The 16,259-nt window shown below is 54.3% G+C and carries 14 protein-coding genes and 1 tRNA gene; 10 read left to right on the top strand and 5 right to left on the bottom strand.

Annotated features, from left to right (window positions below):
- Nucleotides 1-152 precede the first annotated feature (152 nt).
- Nucleotides 153-722 (top strand): PKD domain-containing protein, encoded by a 570-nt coding sequence (locus tag G538_RS17450; protein WP_245566849.1) that lies wholly within the window; start codon nt 153-155, stop codon nt 720-722.
- A gap of 129 nt (nt 723-851) precedes the next feature.
- On the opposite strand, the gene G538_RS0110620 is transcribed toward G538_RS17450, so the two are convergent.
- A complete protein-coding gene (locus G538_RS0110620) occupies nt 852-2,117 on the bottom strand; it encodes a M18 family aminopeptidase (protein ID WP_029069307.1) in 1,266 nt (421 codons plus the stop codon).
- Between the two features lie 193 nt (nt 2,118-2,310).
- Between G538_RS0110620 and G538_RS0110615 the strand changes: the two genes are divergently transcribed.
- A complete protein-coding gene (locus tag G538_RS0110615; protein WP_029069306.1) occupies nt 2,311-2,841 on the top strand; it encodes an STM3941 family protein in 531 nt (176 codons plus the stop codon).
- A 201-nt stretch (nt 2,842-3,042) separates the two neighbouring features.
- A tRNA-Ala gene (locus tag G538_RS0110610) sits at nt 3,043-3,115 on the top strand.
- A gap of 347 nt (nt 3,116-3,462) precedes the next feature.
- Here the strand turns inward: G538_RS0110610 and G538_RS0110605 are convergent.
- On the bottom strand, nt 3,463-4,254 hold the full coding sequence (locus G538_RS0110605; RefSeq protein WP_029069305.1) for an HAD-IIA family hydrolase: 792 nt from the start codon (nt 4,252-4,254) through the stop codon (nt 3,463-3,465).
- Between the two features lie 1,785 nt (nt 4,255-6,039).
- Between G538_RS0110605 and G538_RS0110590 the strand changes: the two genes are divergently transcribed.
- From G538_RS0110590 to G538_RS17790, 6 genes are all read left to right on the top strand, one after another.
- A complete protein-coding gene (locus tag G538_RS0110590) occupies nt 6,040-6,459 on the top strand; it encodes a hypothetical protein (protein WP_029069302.1) in 420 nt (139 codons plus the stop codon).
- Nucleotides 6,460-6,516: 57 nt separating this feature from the next.
- Nucleotides 6,517-6,885 carry a PH domain-containing protein gene (locus G538_RS0110585; RefSeq protein ID WP_029069301.1) on the top strand — a complete coding sequence of 123 codons (369 nt, stop codon included), beginning with the start codon at nt 6,517-6,519 and terminating at the stop codon, nt 6,883-6,885.
- Nucleotides 6,886-6,973: 88 nt separating this feature from the next.
- Entirely contained in the window at nt 6,974-7,765 is a 792-nt protein-coding gene (locus G538_RS16310) for a restriction endonuclease (RefSeq protein WP_245566848.1), read from the top strand.
- A 298-nt stretch (nt 7,766-8,063) separates the two neighbouring features.
- Nucleotides 8,064-8,753, top strand: a complete 690-nt coding sequence (locus tag G538_RS0110575) for a DUF6318 family protein (RefSeq protein WP_029069300.1) — start codon at nt 8,064-8,066, stop codon at nt 8,751-8,753.
- Nucleotides 8,750-9,673 carry a hypothetical protein gene (locus G538_RS0110570; RefSeq protein ID WP_029069299.1) on the top strand — a complete coding sequence of 308 codons (924 nt, stop codon included), beginning with the start codon at nt 8,750-8,752 and terminating at the stop codon, nt 9,671-9,673. Before G538_RS0110575 ends, G538_RS0110570 begins: the two co-directional genes overlap by 4 nt.
- 362 nt (nt 9,674-10,035) lie before the next feature.
- Nucleotides 10,036-10,314: a nucleotidyltransferase family protein gene (locus G538_RS17790; protein WP_029069297.1), complete on the top strand. Its 279-nt coding sequence runs from the start codon at nt 10,036-10,038 to the stop codon at nt 10,312-10,314.
- A gap of 333 nt (nt 10,315-10,647) precedes the next feature.
- Here the strand turns inward: G538_RS17790 and G538_RS0110550 are convergent, their stop codons facing one another.
- The gene (locus tag G538_RS0110550; RefSeq protein ID WP_029069296.1) at nt 10,648-11,115 is read right to left on the bottom strand and encodes a hypothetical protein; all 468 of its coding nucleotides are present in this window, start codon (nt 11,113-11,115) and stop codon (nt 10,648-10,650) included.
- A gap of 234 nt (nt 11,116-11,349) precedes the next feature.
- Here G538_RS0110550 and pepN point away from each other — a divergent pair, with 234 nt between their 5' ends.
- Nucleotides 11,350-13,956, top strand: a complete 2,607-nt coding sequence (gene pepN / locus G538_RS0110545; protein ID WP_029069295.1) for an aminopeptidase N — start codon at nt 11,350-11,352, stop codon at nt 13,954-13,956.
- A 38-nt stretch (nt 13,957-13,994) separates the two neighbouring features.
- Here pepN and G538_RS0110540 read toward each other — a convergent pair whose 3' ends face one another.
- Together G538_RS0110540 and G538_RS0110535 are read right to left on the bottom strand one after the other, a co-directional pair.
- Entirely contained in the window at nt 13,995-15,698 is a 1,704-nt protein-coding gene (locus G538_RS0110540) for a hypothetical protein (RefSeq protein WP_029069294.1), read from the bottom strand.
- A complete protein-coding gene (locus tag G538_RS0110535) occupies nt 15,695-16,084 on the bottom strand; it encodes a DUF6507 family protein (protein WP_029069293.1) in 390 nt (129 codons plus the stop codon). The genes G538_RS0110540 and G538_RS0110535 overlap by 4 nt, the downstream gene beginning before the upstream one ends.
- Between the last annotated feature and the right edge of the window lie 175 nt (nt 16,085-16,259).

Here is a 16,259-nt window from a genome sequence, read left to right as displayed (position 1 = left end):
ACGCTTACGAAAGATCGACGGAAAACGAAACCGCAAATGTAGAAAACTACAATGCGGAACCATCCAAAAAGTCTGAAAAGCAACAGAATAAAATACCGTCAGGTGCTGTTCGGGGTCGGTGTCCTGAGGGTTCGGATGGGCAGGATGTTCTTGTGTGGGTTGATCATGTTGCTGAGCAGGGCGGGAATAATATTGCTGGTGCATCTGAGGGGGTAGGCGCTTACATTTTCTACTGTTTCCCAGACGTGGAAGAAGTAAGCGGTGAGCCGATTGTGATTTCGGTGTCGGTTGAGGAGTTTCGTCGCCTGCCACTAGCTGGTTCGGGGATTGTGATAGAGCCTGATCGGGATGATTACATTATTCGGTTGCCTGTTATTGGGTTAACGGATCCGTCTGCGCAAGTGCTGACCACAACGATTGTTGGAATCAACGTTGCAGTGCGGGCAACGCCCGTCGAATATTCGTGGGATTTTGGGGATGGGAGTCAACCATTGGTCACCACAGATCCGGGGCGTTCATACCCTGACCAAACTGTTGGACACCTCTACACCGAGCTCGGTGACTTCACTATTAGCCTTACCACCACGTGGGAAGGCGAATTCTCTATCGATGGTGGTGCGACCTGGCTTCCCATCAACGGGACAACCACAACAACAGACACCGCTGCTCCCATCCGTGTCGAAGAACGCGTTCCCCTCCTCGTCAACGGCGACAATACCTAAACCCCAGCACCACACAAAACGCGCCACAACGGTGACCCGCCCAACAACCTCACCGCGCCCAACAACACGCACAACACAAACGCCGATGCCCACCCAACCAGGGTGGGCATCGGCGGCTAAGCAGTGGGCTTACGCGCCAGCGTAAAACGCGCTAATCGCACGGGTCAGTGCGTGAGCGTCAGCAACGTGGCATAACTCGCGGGCCGAGTGCATCGACAACAACGGGATCCCAACATCGACAGTGCGAATACCCAAACGGGTGGCAGTCAATGGCCCAATCGTTGAACCACACGGCGAATTATTGTTCGACACAAAATCCTGGTACTCAATACCCGCCGCCTCACACGCGCGCACCCACATTGCAGCACCCTGCCCATCAGTGGCATACCGCTGGTTAGCGTTAATCTTCAACAGCGGGCCCGACCCAGCCAACGGCTGCACCGCAGGGTCATGACGCTCCGCATAATTCGGGTGAACAGAATGCCCAGCATCCGAAGAAAGACACCACGACTGTGCGATAGCGCGGTGCCGCTCCTCACGGGTGGAACCAAGCCCCTCATAAATACGGTCAATAACATCGGCAAGGAACGGCCCACTCGCACCCGAACGGGTTTCCGAACCAATCTCCTCATGATCAAAAGCCGCCAACACGCTAATATGTTTCGCGTCATCAGGGGCGTTCAATAACGCAACAAGCCCCGCATACACTGACGACAAATTATCCATCCGCCCAGCAGCGAACAGTTCATCACCGCGCCCAAAACGGCGAGGCTCCTGAGTGTCCACCGAAATCACGTCATACCCGGCGACCTCACCAGGCTCAACACCCGCAAGCTCCGCCAAATACCCAAGAACATCAGCATCACCCACAGCCCCCACCCCATATACGGGGGCAGTGTGCCGTTGCTTATCCAACTTCAACCCGTTGTTCGCCTCACGGTCCAAGTGAATAGCCAACTGGGGCACCCGCATAAACGGCCCCGTGCGCACCAGGTGTTCACTGCCGTCCTTCAATACAAGACGCCCAGCAAGCTCCAACTCGCGGTCCAACCACGAATTCAACAACGGCCCACCATAGACCTCCACACCCACCTGCAACCAACCCGCGCTGCCCGTCGTGGATTGGGGTTTGAGTTTAAAACCGGGGGAGTCCGTGTGAGACCCCAACACCCGCACCGGCGCTGTGGTGGACACGTTATCCGGGGTGATCCACGCAATGATCGCACCATCACGGATCACAAACGCACGCTTCGGGGCGACCCACGGCTCATGCTCGTGGAGTTGCGTGAAACCGGCGTCACTCAGCTGCCGGGCCACCTCGTGAGCGGCGTGATAAGACGACGGTGACGCTGTAATGAATTGGGCAAAACCTGACATGTACTCGGCAGTATCCATAACCAACATCCTACGGCCGATGCCCACCCGCCTATGTGGGACAACGCACGTGGGGAGAAGTGAACCTGCTGCACGCAGGGGGCAATGTGCTAGGTTCAGGTGCCGTGATACCGGCACCCCGCGGTTATGTCACCCCCACCCGATGACTGTCATCGGTCCCAGCACATATGTATGACACTGGAGGCACCACCCCATGCAGGACATGTACGCAGACTTCGAACTTCACCAAAGCGCCGGCAAACAGATTGTCATGGTGATCAGTGCTCTGCTCATGACAGTAGTGTCCGGGTTTCTGATCCTGCTGATCGACGAAAACCCCATCATGGGGTTAATCGGAATCATTGGTGCAGTGTTCTTCGGGTTGTGCACAGTACTGTGGTTGCGCCTCGTATTCGGGAGCCGCGTTGGTGTGCGCCTCACCCGCGACGGGTTCTACGACTACACCTCCGCCATTGCCACCCGTGGACGGTTAGTCAAATGGCAGGACGTTTCCAGCATCAACCCCATCATCTTCGGGGGACAACCACACGTCAGCGTTGACGTCCACGACCGTGACACCTACCTCGCAACCCTGCCCGCCATGAGCCGCCAAGCAGTCAAAGCGAACCTACGCCTCGGCACAGCGCCCATCAACATTGTGACCCGCCAAGCCAAAGGCATGAACCACGAAGAACTCGCCACCCTCATGCGCAGTTACCACGCCAACGCAGTACGCAGCCAGTAAATCAGTGCACGCGGTGAGGTTGTGTGCACTCAATGATGCAGTGTGGCCCCAATAGCATGAGCCGGTGACCAGCCAACGCGCCCACCAACCGCTGTAGCCAGCGTCACTCCCGATGCGCCCCAACGGATTGGCATTCACCGCACGTTGTGGTTTAGGATTACAGTGCTTCACCGAACGGGAACACTCCCGCCACGTGAACACGGGGCTATGGCGCAGCTGGTAGCGCACCTGCATGGCATGCAGGGGGTCAGGGGTTCGAGTCCCCTTAGCTCCACTCGGGAATGGTTGAGACATTACTCGTTAACGTGTGGCCCGCAAGCAATGCTTGCGGGCCACACGTTTTTGTCAACAACTGTCTGTTGAGTTGTGCATTACCAGCTGGCTGCTGGTCTCAACTACATGTTCTTGCAATGTCCGCACATCGGGTAACCGTTGGTGCCATGTCTGCGGTTTGCGAGGGGGATTTGCTGGCCGCTTGGACAGTTGTCGTGTACGTGGTGCACGTCAGGGTCTGTTTTGTTGGATGAGTGGTACGCACTGGTGAGCATCTTTGCCTCCGTGAGAGTGGTGTGTTGCTTGCTCCTCGTTGAGCTTGTTGAACTTATCGCGCCACTCTGACATTCAGCGAGGCTGTGTTCGGATAAGCCTTGGCACGTCCGCAATTGAGTCGACGACGAATGACGCCTTCGCCGATTCGTCGTCTTGGAGGGCGAATTTTCCCGTGCGTACCTGCACGGCGTGTGCACCTGCGGCGAGTGCCATCGGGATATCGGTGGTACGGTCGTCGCCGACTACCCAGATGTCTTCCCGCGAAGGGTTGCCTTTGATGGTCGATAGTGCGAGTTCCAGGAAGCGTGGGCTCGGCTTCCCGACAACTTGGGCTTTGACCCCGGCTGCATACTCCAGGGCTGCGACGACCGCACCGGTGTCTAGGTGAGGTTGCCCACCAGAGAGGAAGAATCTGCCACGCTGCAGAGCGACCAAGGTGGCGCCATCGTGTAAGGCGGCGAATGCCGCGTCCAGTAGTGCATAGTCGAGGGTTGTGCGCACATCGCCGACAATTACATGTGTGGCTGATTCGCTTGTCTCAGCGAGTTCGAACCCCTCGGCAAGCTCGGTCCGTACTGCTGGCGTTGTAAGGGTAAGCAGTCTGATGCTGGCCTCGCTGTCCACGAGCGCTCGGACCGCTCCGACAGGGGTGAACAACTCACCATCAGCGATGTCGATGCCCATCGTGCGAACTTTGATGAGAAGATCTGCGGTGGCAGCGGAATCCGTGTTCGTGAGAAACCGTAATGTGTGCCCGTCCGTGCGTAGTTGCGCGATGGCTTCGCTTGCCCCCGTGATGAGCCCGTCGCGGGTGTAGATTGTGCCCTCAAGATCGAGCAGTAGTACTTGGGCGCGGTGCGTCATGTATTGACTCCGATATCCGAACAACGATCATTGATGGACAAATGGTTGCTGTCTTGAATGAGGATCAATTTAAGCCTCATCCATGGCGCTTCAAAGGCTTTCAAAATATCGATGCCGACCTATTCGTCAGATTCGAGATGTCGTGTTGATGGCCGAGAAGAGAATACCTGAACAGCAGGTATCCTTCGTGACGCCCCAAGTGCAGGGTGCGAATTTTCTGTAGATGGTATCCTCACATGATTCGATCTTTATTCAATAGACAACACCTACTTCTAGCAGAATCCAATTGAACAATTACTTTCACATGGACGCAAATATCTGAAACTCTATTTATAGAAGTTAGTGCTGAGTAAAACAGAATGCTAGAATGAATATTGAATTCGCTGAATAGGGATGAATGGATTTGCGGCACATATTCGTTTTCATCGATCGGCATCCAGTGTATTTGGTAACGGAAGGATTAAGTAACACTGGTGTTGAGTCCTTTTTTGACTCGCTTCCGCTGGTTTCATTATTTGCTGCATTAGGTATTCATGGTGAAAATGAAAATTAGCAATTACCAAGCTGATGCATCTCTGTCGGGTTTCTGCGACGCGCCATGTGTAGTTAGTAACTATTGACTGCTTTGTTGTTTCGAGCGGCTGAATGAAAATATGGCCTCACTTTGTTAAGTTCGCTGCGATATTATTGCATTCATTTACCAAGTCTTCAAGTATAGAATAATCGTAAGATGACATCGAATATATGTAATCATTCAGCTGACTCTCAGTGAGGGTTGTCAAAACGGCGCTAGTATCCCTGCAAACCTCAAGTTTGCCGACGTGGTCGGATAGGTCGAACTTGTTAAGGATTCCCACCACTGATGGCGAGAATAAACTGTCAATACTTATTTCATCCGCCACGTCGAAGTCTTGAAAGTCGGATGCAGCTGACTCCGAAACTGTCGGTGATGGAATTGGCGATTGAGATGGAGGTGGAGTTGAGGATTGGTGGGTGCTTCCATCTGTTGCCGTGCACGCAGACGCCAGTAAAAAAACCAGGGCGCTCATTGGTAGAAACGTTTTCATTTCGTAGCCCTTCAAGCATGTTGGATACTGGTCAAGTTACCATGTACCTTCGAGGTCTGCTCGTGGAGCAGTAGATTAATGTAAAATTTACAGACACTATGCAGTAAAACTAGATAGCCACATCTTACTAAATTGTCGGCACTCATGTTGCTGAGAGGCAATATTTTCAGTTCATCTTCGAGACGAGCGGTGCTTCGTTGGGGTCTAAGTTGTGTCTTGTAATCACGATGAAATGAGCCAATTTCGAGACGGCGAAAAGCGTTTCTTGTTTGCGCTGCACTGCCTCAACCCGAACCCCATCATGCTGATCTCAGACAGTACTGTGAGCGATGCCGAAAGACAATTATCATAACCTCACGGTCACTGCTAATGCGCACACGACGCCACACCCCAGAGTGTCACCGAGTGGCAAAGACCGAGATGACTTCTCCTACATCGCTGGTGATGTGCACAATGATTCAACTATAGATCCCGCTGTGCTTTTGCCTACATGACGTACAGATTGCCAGACCCTTGCTTCTCCGACAAAATTAGGTGCGTGAAGAGTTGAGGGTATGGTGACCCCACTGGATGCTCCTGATCCAAGATGCATAGAAAACGGCGTTGTTCTTTCTGTCGGATATTTTGGACTACGAAATGGACCAGCTAGTCGACGGACATGTGTAGGCTGTTGATACCTTCTTCGAGAAGAATTCTGAAACCAAGAAAGGTAGGGACCGTGCAACTCGACAAGGAACTAGAATCAGAGGAAACACGGCATGCAGGGTTTAATAGTTTCATCTGGGCAGTAATATTTGCGGCTGTCGCCGAACTGGCTACAGGCTTCCTGATCTACGGCGCGCTGCAGGAACAGACTTCTCAATTTGGGGAAGAGGAACCGTTCATGAAACCCGTTCTGTGGGCTTTTCTCGCATTTTTCGGGCTCGCATTCGCAGTCATCAACTTGATCTACGGCTTAAAAGGAGTTGGACATCGTAGAAGCGTTGATCTGCACATCGCGGCGGAGCAATTGCGCTATTTAGAACGCATCGCGGCCGCACTTGACACTAAAGCGGACAACACCAAACTAGATTCACGGGATGTGCGACAGGAGCACAGCAAACGTGAACACGACGAGCAACCGCACAGTGATGGGTAGGCTGTGGAACTGAGTGACTGGTAATGCCTCTACTACGCGCGAAAGTCAGGAATAGCAGTGGAAACAGCAGCGATAACTGAATGGATGTTTGTTCAAGAAATCCCGATCCCTAACGATGTGGCGGGTTTGCTTGCGCCTGGGGAGCAACCCTACGCGGCGTTCAAAACATTCCGAGATTCCGCGATCTTCACGTCGAAGCGGCTTATCGTGCGTGACGCGCAAGGGATCCGCGGTAAAAAGGTCGAAATTTACTCGCTGCCCTATAGCTCCATCAACATGTGGTCTACCGAAAACGCGGGCACCTTCGACCTGTCTGCCGAGGTTGAGCTCTGGACCCGTGCAGGGCGCATCAAAATTAAACTCGGTAAAGGCATGGACGTCCGCAAAATAGATCACATCATCGCAACCTGCGTCCTGGGCGGCTGACCATCATGACTACTGAACCCACGATCTGGGGCGTCCACAACGACACGCTCACTGAAGAAGTCATATCAGGAGGATTCATCAGCGCCGGGTGGGAAACATACCCGACAGCACAATAAACATCGGCATCATCACCGGTGACTACTACTACGCCGCTACAGAACCGACCCACCGCCACCGGCGCCCCGTACGCTGGGAAAAAATCGGACTTTCCAGAACCGTATTCACCCAACCAGCGCTCTACGAAGTTGGTTCCTTCCTCACCATTTTCCGAATCAGAAAACACGCCGACGAATTTCTCGCAGCCCTCCACGCAACCGAAAACGCAGTGGACGCCATGACGAGCGTCGTCGAATCCGTTGCGAACCAAGAAAACGACGAAGAAAACACAGACGAACCACGTGCGTCACGCATCGAACGCCACACCCGCGACCACATTCTCGAGGCGCTCCACAAAAACCTCACCCACCAAGAATTCGAAGAATTCACAGCCGACCTCTTACGGGCCCTCGGATACCAAGCACGCGTCACCCAATACAACCAAGACGGGGGAGTCGACGTTATCGCCCACCGCGACCCACTCGGTGTAGAGCCCCCGCAAATCAAAGTGCAATGCAAACACCTCACCAGCACCATCGGTGCGCCGGATGTCCAACAACTCATTGGCACCCAAGGGCCCGGGGACTACGTAGTCTTTGTGACGTTAGGGAACTACAGCAGGGACGCTAAATCCATCGAACGCCAACGGTCAGGTTTACGTCTCCTCACGGGTGAAGACATCGTCACCCTGTTCCTCGACCACTACACACAACTCCCCGAACGGTGGCGCACACGCATACCTCTGACACCACTGCTGGTTGTTGCAGATAACGCGGACTTGTAAAACACTGACCGGAGGTACAGCCGACTAGGCGCAACTGTGCGCTTCGCCACGAAGCCTAGTGAGCCAAAAATGCTGACCCGATGGGTAGCGCGCAATGTGGCAACCATATGGTTGTGAGCATTTTCAAAATCCCGATATTTGCGCTGCTCAACTGGTTAAGGTCTTCTCGCCTGATTGGATGAATACAGATGCCATGAGTCGAGCTTTGTCGGGCTTTTTACCCACGAGGCGTGACGCTTTTTCCACAGGGGAGGGGTGCCTATCGTGTGGTGGGTTGGGCTGCTAGATCATGGGATCTATGTCTTTTTCACGTGGTCTTGAGTCTTTCCCTTTCCGCCGTTCACTTGTTGCGCTTGTGGTTAGTGCTGTTGTGTTGGGTGGGTGTAGTGACGGTGGTGAGGAACCGGTTGAGGTGAGTAAGACTGTTGAAGTCCCAGCCGATGCTGATGGTGACGCTGCTGGTAGTGAAGCAGCGGCGGGTGAGGATGCGCCGATTCCCTTTGATGAGTTCGATCCCTCGGAGTATGAGGTGGGGGATGTTGTCCCTGAGGTTGAGATTGTTAAACCTGTGGAATACCCAGAGATGGCTAATAACGACGAAGCTGGTGCTGAGGCTGCTGCCCAGTACATGATTGACGTCTTGAACTATTCCTATGCAACGGGTGATATCAGTGATTTCGAAAAATTGAGTGATCCAACTTGTGGAATGTGTGCAAGTACCCTCAAAATAATTAATGATTTTTATGAAGAGGAAACTCCCCCTGTCGGTCCAGTATATAAGACTGAAGATATTGCAATTTATAGCAAAGGCTACGACGGTTGGATATTAGATCTTACGGTTCACTATTATGAAACGCCTGTTGTGAATGAAAAGCGAGAGGTCTTGGGTTTCTTTGAAAAGAGCGGATCCTTCGCTAGGCAAATGGTCATAAGTGATAAAGAAGGTGGATGGTTTTTACGGGCTTTTGGAGAGGTGGCTTTTGAGTGAAAAAATTACTAAGCGTTGGTGTAGCGTCGAGTCTAGTATTTGGCAGTTCTGTCAATTTTGTACCGACTCCCAAAAATTTTGAATCACATCTAGTCGACCTCTACAGGGATCGTGAGGGAGCCGGGACTAGCTTCGTTGGAACTGCGGCTGACGAAGGCGATGAAGTGGCTGTGAAGGGACTTGAAACGGAAACTCAACAAGGCAAAGCTGCTGGGGTTGTCGTGCTAACTCACCTCTGGAAACAGCGAGACAAATTATGTGCAGGATTTACTGTTAATTCTGTTATCGGATCGATGATGGATTGTTTAAGTGAGGCTATCGATAAGTTCGAAGAGCCGAAATGTGATATTGCCACCGAACTTGAATGGGGTTTATTTTTTGAGGACAAAATCGATGTCTCATCAGGTCAGGTGACTGAGACAAGATTTCGTTTGGGTAGATGTCCAAGTCAAGCCCTAGAAGGTGACACTCCATTGAACATTACGTTGGAAGATTTGGCGGTGTTGAAGATCAAGCCTTCGCCTGTTCACACGTATCCAAAGATTGGTGCGGATAATCCGCGGGTGATTAATCTGCCTGTGGTGGTGTATACGGATTCTGCTGTGCAGATGTTTACGCCAACGTTGCTGGGGCAAACTGTTTCGGTGCGTGTTGCTCCAGTGTCGTTCACGTTTGATTGGGGTGATGGCACTGTTTTGGGTCCTGTTGCGTCGCCGGGTAGTGCTGATGTGGAAACTGGGTATCAGCATACGTACACCACTCTTGATCCGGTGAGGATTTCTGTGACGACTCAGTGGTCTGCGTCCTGGTCGTTGGATGGAACTTCGTGGGTTCGTGTTCCGGGGTTCCTCGAAACCACAGGGACAAGCGCCCAGCTACCCATCGTCGAGAAAGTCCCACTCCTCGTACCGGACAACTAACCTCGCCCCACACAACCAACAGTCGCGCTCACCACGCGCGCCCCTAACGGTCGCACTCGCAAACAAGGTTCCATTCAACAACGCGTTCACCAGGTTGAGCACACTCCTCAGCTTCTTCACGCGTTGTAAAGTTCCTTGGAGCGAGGCGACCGTTAGCCATCAACACGCCAAACCGGGTAACCTCGCGTGGATCCTGCCAACCAGGCACTGCCGTGTCACTCACATCAATAGGTACTGACCGCGTCTCCATGACCCCATCATCTATCAACACCCGTCAGCACAACAGAGCAAGCGGGAAAGACCATATAGTTCCCACGCCATCGCCAACAGAAAACCCAGTATCAGCGCTAGATGCCCCCAGTATGGAGAAAATCAGGCAACACCGCCTGCATGTGATGGAGTCCGCGAAGACCCACCAGCTCAGCAACGTCAGGCTGTTTGGTTCCGTAGCTCGAGGTCAAGCAGGCAACGGTTCAGACATCGACATCCTTGTTCACCCGGCGCCAACCGCCTCGATCTTCGACCTCGCAGCTTTCATGGCTGACGTGCAGCAAATCGTTGATGCCCCAGTGGACGTCGTGTCTGATTGCGGTACCGGTCCACTGATGGACCACATCCGTAAGGAAGCGATACCACTATGAAACATGAGAATGCTGGCAAAGAACTCAGAAAATCGTAAGATTTTGCTTGTTTTGGCGCCGCTGCCGAAAGTGCAGTTGCTCCCGGATATGAGTATTGTGTAGGTCCGGAAAATGGTGACCATCATCGAAGCAAACGCTCCCTATTAGTCGACCATTCAACTGCAGCCATGGATTTTCTCGGTTTTTCTACATATAAACCATGGCTTCGACACGGAAAAGATTTTGACAGCCCTATTTTTAACTCTGATAGAACAGATGGTAGAAAACTATGAAAAACTCTGGTTGCTAGATTTTAAGGAGAGCTCAAGCGACGTTCTGTAGATGTCATATTTGTTATTTACTCGCCTTGACGGGCTGCGTGCCTTTCTCCTGTGTCCACTGCCATAGTTTACCTCTATAGTCGGCGAAATTAATTTTTGTGATATCATGTTTGCTTGAATTTGTAATGGGGGTCAGTTGTTCTTCAGTGGCGCGCCTAGGCTGTTTCCAGGTGGTAGATGGTTCTGAAGGAATGAAAATTACTCCAGGTGGGATGAGTTTCACGGTAAAACTGTCTTTAGGTTTCCCATTGGCTGCTGCATTTATCTCAACGTTCATGAATGGCGAGTCCGAAGAATTAGCCACTTGCACTCCCCACTCTCTCCGACTTTCGTCATGGGCCCACCATGCTGATAGACCAGCTGCGTTTCGGAGTTCTTTATCTTCCTTTTGACCGCTCCATTGCTTCCATGCTGCATATGCAGCCACGGCAGCTACGATGAAAGTTAGGACCTGGGAGAGGCTGCTCAAAAAATCCATCATTGTTGTAATCCTTCTATTCTAGGTAGCGGAGATTCTCTTCTGTGGTCTACAGTCATCTCCACGGTCATTTGCTCACGTTTCAGATCTTATAACTTCTATGTTGAGAAACAAGGAGTTCTGTGCATTCTTTATAATTTTTCACCCAGGGTGTAAAAAGAAAGCGCAGCAGGGGGTGAATTGTGAATTATAAAGTTGGCGTCACCCCACTGGTCTGCGAGGTGACAGGATAGTGTCATGACCTCTGCGAACCTCACTCGGGAAGAGACCGCTCACCGTTCCGCGCACATCACGGTTGACACCATTGATGTTGTTCTTGATCTGACTTCCGCCACTGATCCTGCCGCACCGGGTTTCCCGGTGACTACGACGCTAACGTTCACCTCCGCCACGTCAGCTACGTGGATCGATTTCTTGGGTAACGCCGTCCATGGGGTCACCGTCAATAACCAACCACAACCGGTGCAGTGGGATGAGGCGCGCATCGGCGTGGAGAACCTGGACACCGCCCCGGGTGCTGTCAACGTGGTGCAGGTTGTTGCCGAGGGCGCGTATTCGCGCTCGGGGGAGGGACTGCACCGTTACGTGGACCCCGCAGATGGTGCCACCTACCTGTACACCCAGTATGAGCCTGCCGATTCGCGCCGTGTCATGGCGTGTTTTGAGCAACCAGACCTCAAAGCGAGTTACCGGTTCACCGTGACAGCCCCGGCAGGTTGGCAGGTGTTAAACAACACCGCCCCCACCGAGGTCACCACCCACGGTGACACCCAAACTGTGGTGTTCGCGCCAACGGGGCGTATCTCCAGTTACATTACGTGCATTGCGGCCGGGCCTTACCACCGGGTGGATTCCGTGTGGGAGTCCGCGGACCAGCGCGTTGACTTGGGTGTGCTGTGCCGGGCGTCGTTAGCGGAACACTTGGACGCCGACGAGATCATCACCATCACCCGCCAAGGGCTCGACTTTTTCACCACCCAGTTCGCGTCCCCATACCCGTGGGGTAAGTACGACCAAATTTTTGTTCCCGAATACAACCTGGGAGCAATGGAAAACCCCGGCCTGGTGACGTTCACCGAAAGTTACGTGTTCCGTGGCGCCGCGACAGCCGCCCAATATGAGGGGCGCGCAAACACGATCCTCCACGAAATGGCGCACATGTGGTTTGGTGACCTGGTCACAATGCGCTGGTGGGACGACCTGTGGTTGAAAGAGTCCTTCGCGGATTACATGGGTGCGCACGCCGCAGCTGCCGCAACCCGTCACACTGATGCGTGGGTGACGTTCGCGAACCGCCGCAAAGCGTGGGCCTACCAGCAAGACCAACTACCCACCACTCACCCCATCGTTGCGGACATCACCGACCTCGAAGCAGCGAAACTCAACTTTGACGGCATCACCTACGCCAAAGGTGCCGCCGTGTTGAAACAACTGGTCGCCTACGTGGGAGAGGACGCATTTTTCGCTGCCGCCCGCACCTACTTTGGCCGTCACGCATACGGAAACACCACGTTGCAAGACCTGTTGAGCATCCTCAACGACGTGTCAGGCCGTGACCTGAATACCTGGGCCGATGCGTGGTTAACAACCAGCGGCGTCACCACCATCACCGCAGACAGTGTCACCACAACCGCAAGTGCCCTTGTCGTCGATGCGATAACCGGGATTGCTGGTGCGGTACCTCAAGCGAACACACCAGACACCGTCGTCATCACGCAAACACCTGCCCGCCCACACCAGTTCAGCGTTGGTTTGTTCACGTGGGAAGCCGGCGCGCTTGTCTGCACGCACACCCAAGACATCACCCTCACCCAAGAGACCACAACTGTCGCCATTCCGGGGTGGGATGACGCTCCACTGCGGATCCTCAACCACGGTGACTGGACGTATGCAAAAACCCGCCTAGACCAGCAGTCACTAGTAACTGTCACTGATCACTTGAGTTCGATCAGCGACCCGCTGACTCGCGCCCTTGTGTGGTCATCTCTGTGGAACTCTGTGCGTGACGCACAACTCCCTGCCCGCCACTACATTGACATTGTGGCAAGCCACGCCAGCAACGAACCAAACAGTGCCCTACTAGGTGCGGCGTTAGCGAACACCGCCTACGCATTGGACCACTACGTTCACCCCGATGCCCGGCAACAAACCCGCGCCGCGTGGGGTGACACCGTGTGGCAGGGGCTACACAACGCTGCCCCCGCCTCAGATGCGCAACTCGCCTGGGCCCGTGCACTCGCCCCAGCCATCGCGAACGTCCCACACTCCACTCACGCACCCGCAGTGTTGTCACTGCTCAACGGAACCACCGATACCCCCACCGGGTTGCCCCTCGACGCTGACCTGCGCTGGGCGTGGCTCACCGCACTTGCCACCATTGGTCACGTCAATGAGGAAACCCTGACAGCAGAAGCGCAACGAGACAACACCGGCAGTGGGCGCACCGCACACCTGCGTGCGCTCGCATCACAGCCCGATGCGGCGGTACGGGAATCTGCATGGCAAGCAGCGTGGGAAGACACCACACTGAGCAATGACCACGTTGACGCGAAAATCGCCGGATTCACCGCCGGTGACCGACCTGACCTAACCCACACCGTGGAACCCGAATACTTCGACCGGATTCTCCCCGTGTGGAACACCCGAAGCATCGAAATAGCGCGCCGCCTGGTGACGGGACTTTTCCCCACCAACACGGAAGGTGACCGCGCAGGTGACTGGTTAACCGCCCACCCTGAGGCTCCCGCCGCACTGCGACGGCTCGTCATGGAGCAACGCGACCACGCGCATCGGGCCACACAAGCCCAAACCTGCGACGGTGAGACTGCCACGACGCGGCACTGACACAAGGGCAGTAGGCTAACGGCCAACACGGTGATCGCCTAGCGGTCCGCTGTGACGCTGCTAGGGACAGGCGGGTTCCCCGCGGCTGCGCGCAGCGATTCACGTAACTCATCACGCCACTTGCTGCGAGCCTCATCCAAACCAAGGGTGAGGCTCGCAGGAGGTTCAGGGGCGTCATGGGAGTGTTGCATCAAAGCCGGGTCAGGGTGTGAGGGGACACTTCCATCAAGCGGGGTGGAATCCTCGACAGGTTCCGCGCCCGTTCCAATGACACCGGGAGCCTCCTCCTTACCTTTCTCCAAAACTTTCTCATCCCACGTCAGTGGCGCAGGCTCAGGTTTATCCGTCAACACACTTGAGGGAAATTCCTTCTCAAAAGCCAACCCCAACTGCTTATCCACCCCAGGGGGTTTCACAAAAGTATCCGGCGCAAAACTCACCTGCCCTGGCCCCCGCAATGGCCCGGCGATCCGCGCATCAACAAACGCACCAGCACGCGTACTCACCCCACTCAAACGCTTACTGACTCTAGTCGCCGACGATGCTGCAGAACTTCGAACAGTTTTGCTCACAATAGTTCCCGCTGTGCCAACACCAGCTGTCAGGACACCACTCACCGCACCAACAATAATGTCTGTACCCAACGCACCTGCAGCCTGGTCAGGATTAGTCTTCCAACCCTGAACATTCAGTACTCCTTCCCAGTGCTGGATGCCGCGGTCAGTGAGTTTACGTCCAGCCGCAGGATTAACTAGGTACGTTCCTGCCACAACCGGCAAACTCAATGCCCCCACACCCGCAGCTGTGGAAACAGCCGCCTCCTTAGCAACAGTTTCCGCATAGTCATAATCCCAAAACCCGCCAGTTGAGGGGTTATACCCAACGAAGAGGCCGTAAAAGTTTGCTGTATCAGTCAATGACTGGACAACCCCGTCTGCTTGCCGTTCTCCACGGGTTGTAACCTTCTCGACTTTGTGCCCCCAAGGGTATGCAGTAACACCACCATCCGTCGGCCGAGCGAATGTCGCATCTATAGGAACGGCAGGTGCAGAACGCAACAGGTTGATCGTCGTGGCACACCTGCGCTCAGCATCCACAAAGTCAGCAACAAGGTGCGCCACCCGATCAACAAGATCGTTGTTGCGCTCGACGAGTTCTTTGCTCTCCCGCCAATGAACCAATACCTCCAAGGTGTAGTTATCAAGAGCAAGCCGCGCATCAGTTCCCCTGTTTTTAATGTCTTGTGGCCACTCAGTGCGCGGCAACGTACCTGGAGCAGAGAACTTTCCATGAGGTGGAGTCATGGTCGTCCCCGAGTAGTTTTGCCAAGAAACTGAGGTGTAGTGTGGCATCCACGCCATACCGTCCCATGTGATGCCTGAAACAAATTCCCTCGCTTCTTGGCGAATTCCCGTGAGTTGGGGGAGTATGCGCTCGCAGGTTCCGGCGAATACACGCAGCGCTGTCGCGGCTTTATCGAAGTTTTCCGCAACTCCTATGACGTCTTGCATAGGTGGGGTTAATGCGCTGTGGAGGGGTTCAGTTCCGCTGACCCGCATGACATTGCTGAGGCTGGTCCACGCTGTTGTGACTCTTTTTGACCCTACGGGCAGTTGGATCGCAACCATTCCAAGCTGGCGGGCGGCATCGTAAATGCGGTCAGGGTTAATCTCAGCACCGGGGATTTCCTTTGGGACAATCAGGCCTTCGCGCCCTGTCGTGGAAAACCACTGATTGGTCATCGTGGTGTGCTCCCTGCGTGGATGCCGCCAAGGCGACGGGTTGCGTCAAAAGCCGACGTGTCAGTGGCGAAAGACTGTGTGACTCCTGCACTGAGTTGCTCCATCATCTGCTCGTCAGCACTGTTCACAGCGTGAAGAATCTCGGACGTCGCATTGAGAGCGGCTCCGCACTGCTGGAAAGCGGGAGTAAGGCGGTGGCGGACTTGGTCGTCAAAGAATCCGGCTGTGGCGTGCCCGACTGCCCCTGTTAACCCTCCAGCTTCAATGACTGGTTCCACAACTTTTTCTGTGAGCAGAGCGAACATGCCAGCAAGTTCCTCAATGCGTGTGCTTGTGTCCTCGAGGACGCGTTGAGTCCCCTCAATGTTTGTTGCCCAACCGTTCATGTTGACCTCTTTTTCGCCCGTGACCTGCGTGAGAATAACCTGGCGTCTCGTGCTGCACGATGCTCGCCCCACAACCACTGACCCTAGCGGCGTGTTTGACTGCGGCGCTTGGACCACGAGCGAACCTGTGGATAACTCGCGCCTGCCCCCGTAACTCCGCGCAGCCCACCAGCGC

The organism is Jonesia quinghaiensis DSM 15701 (genome assembly GCF_000423205.1).
GTDB lineage: Bacteria > Actinomycetota > Actinomycetes > Actinomycetales > Cellulomonadaceae > Jonesia > Jonesia quinghaiensis.
This window is presented reverse-complemented; position numbering and strand designations above follow the sequence as displayed.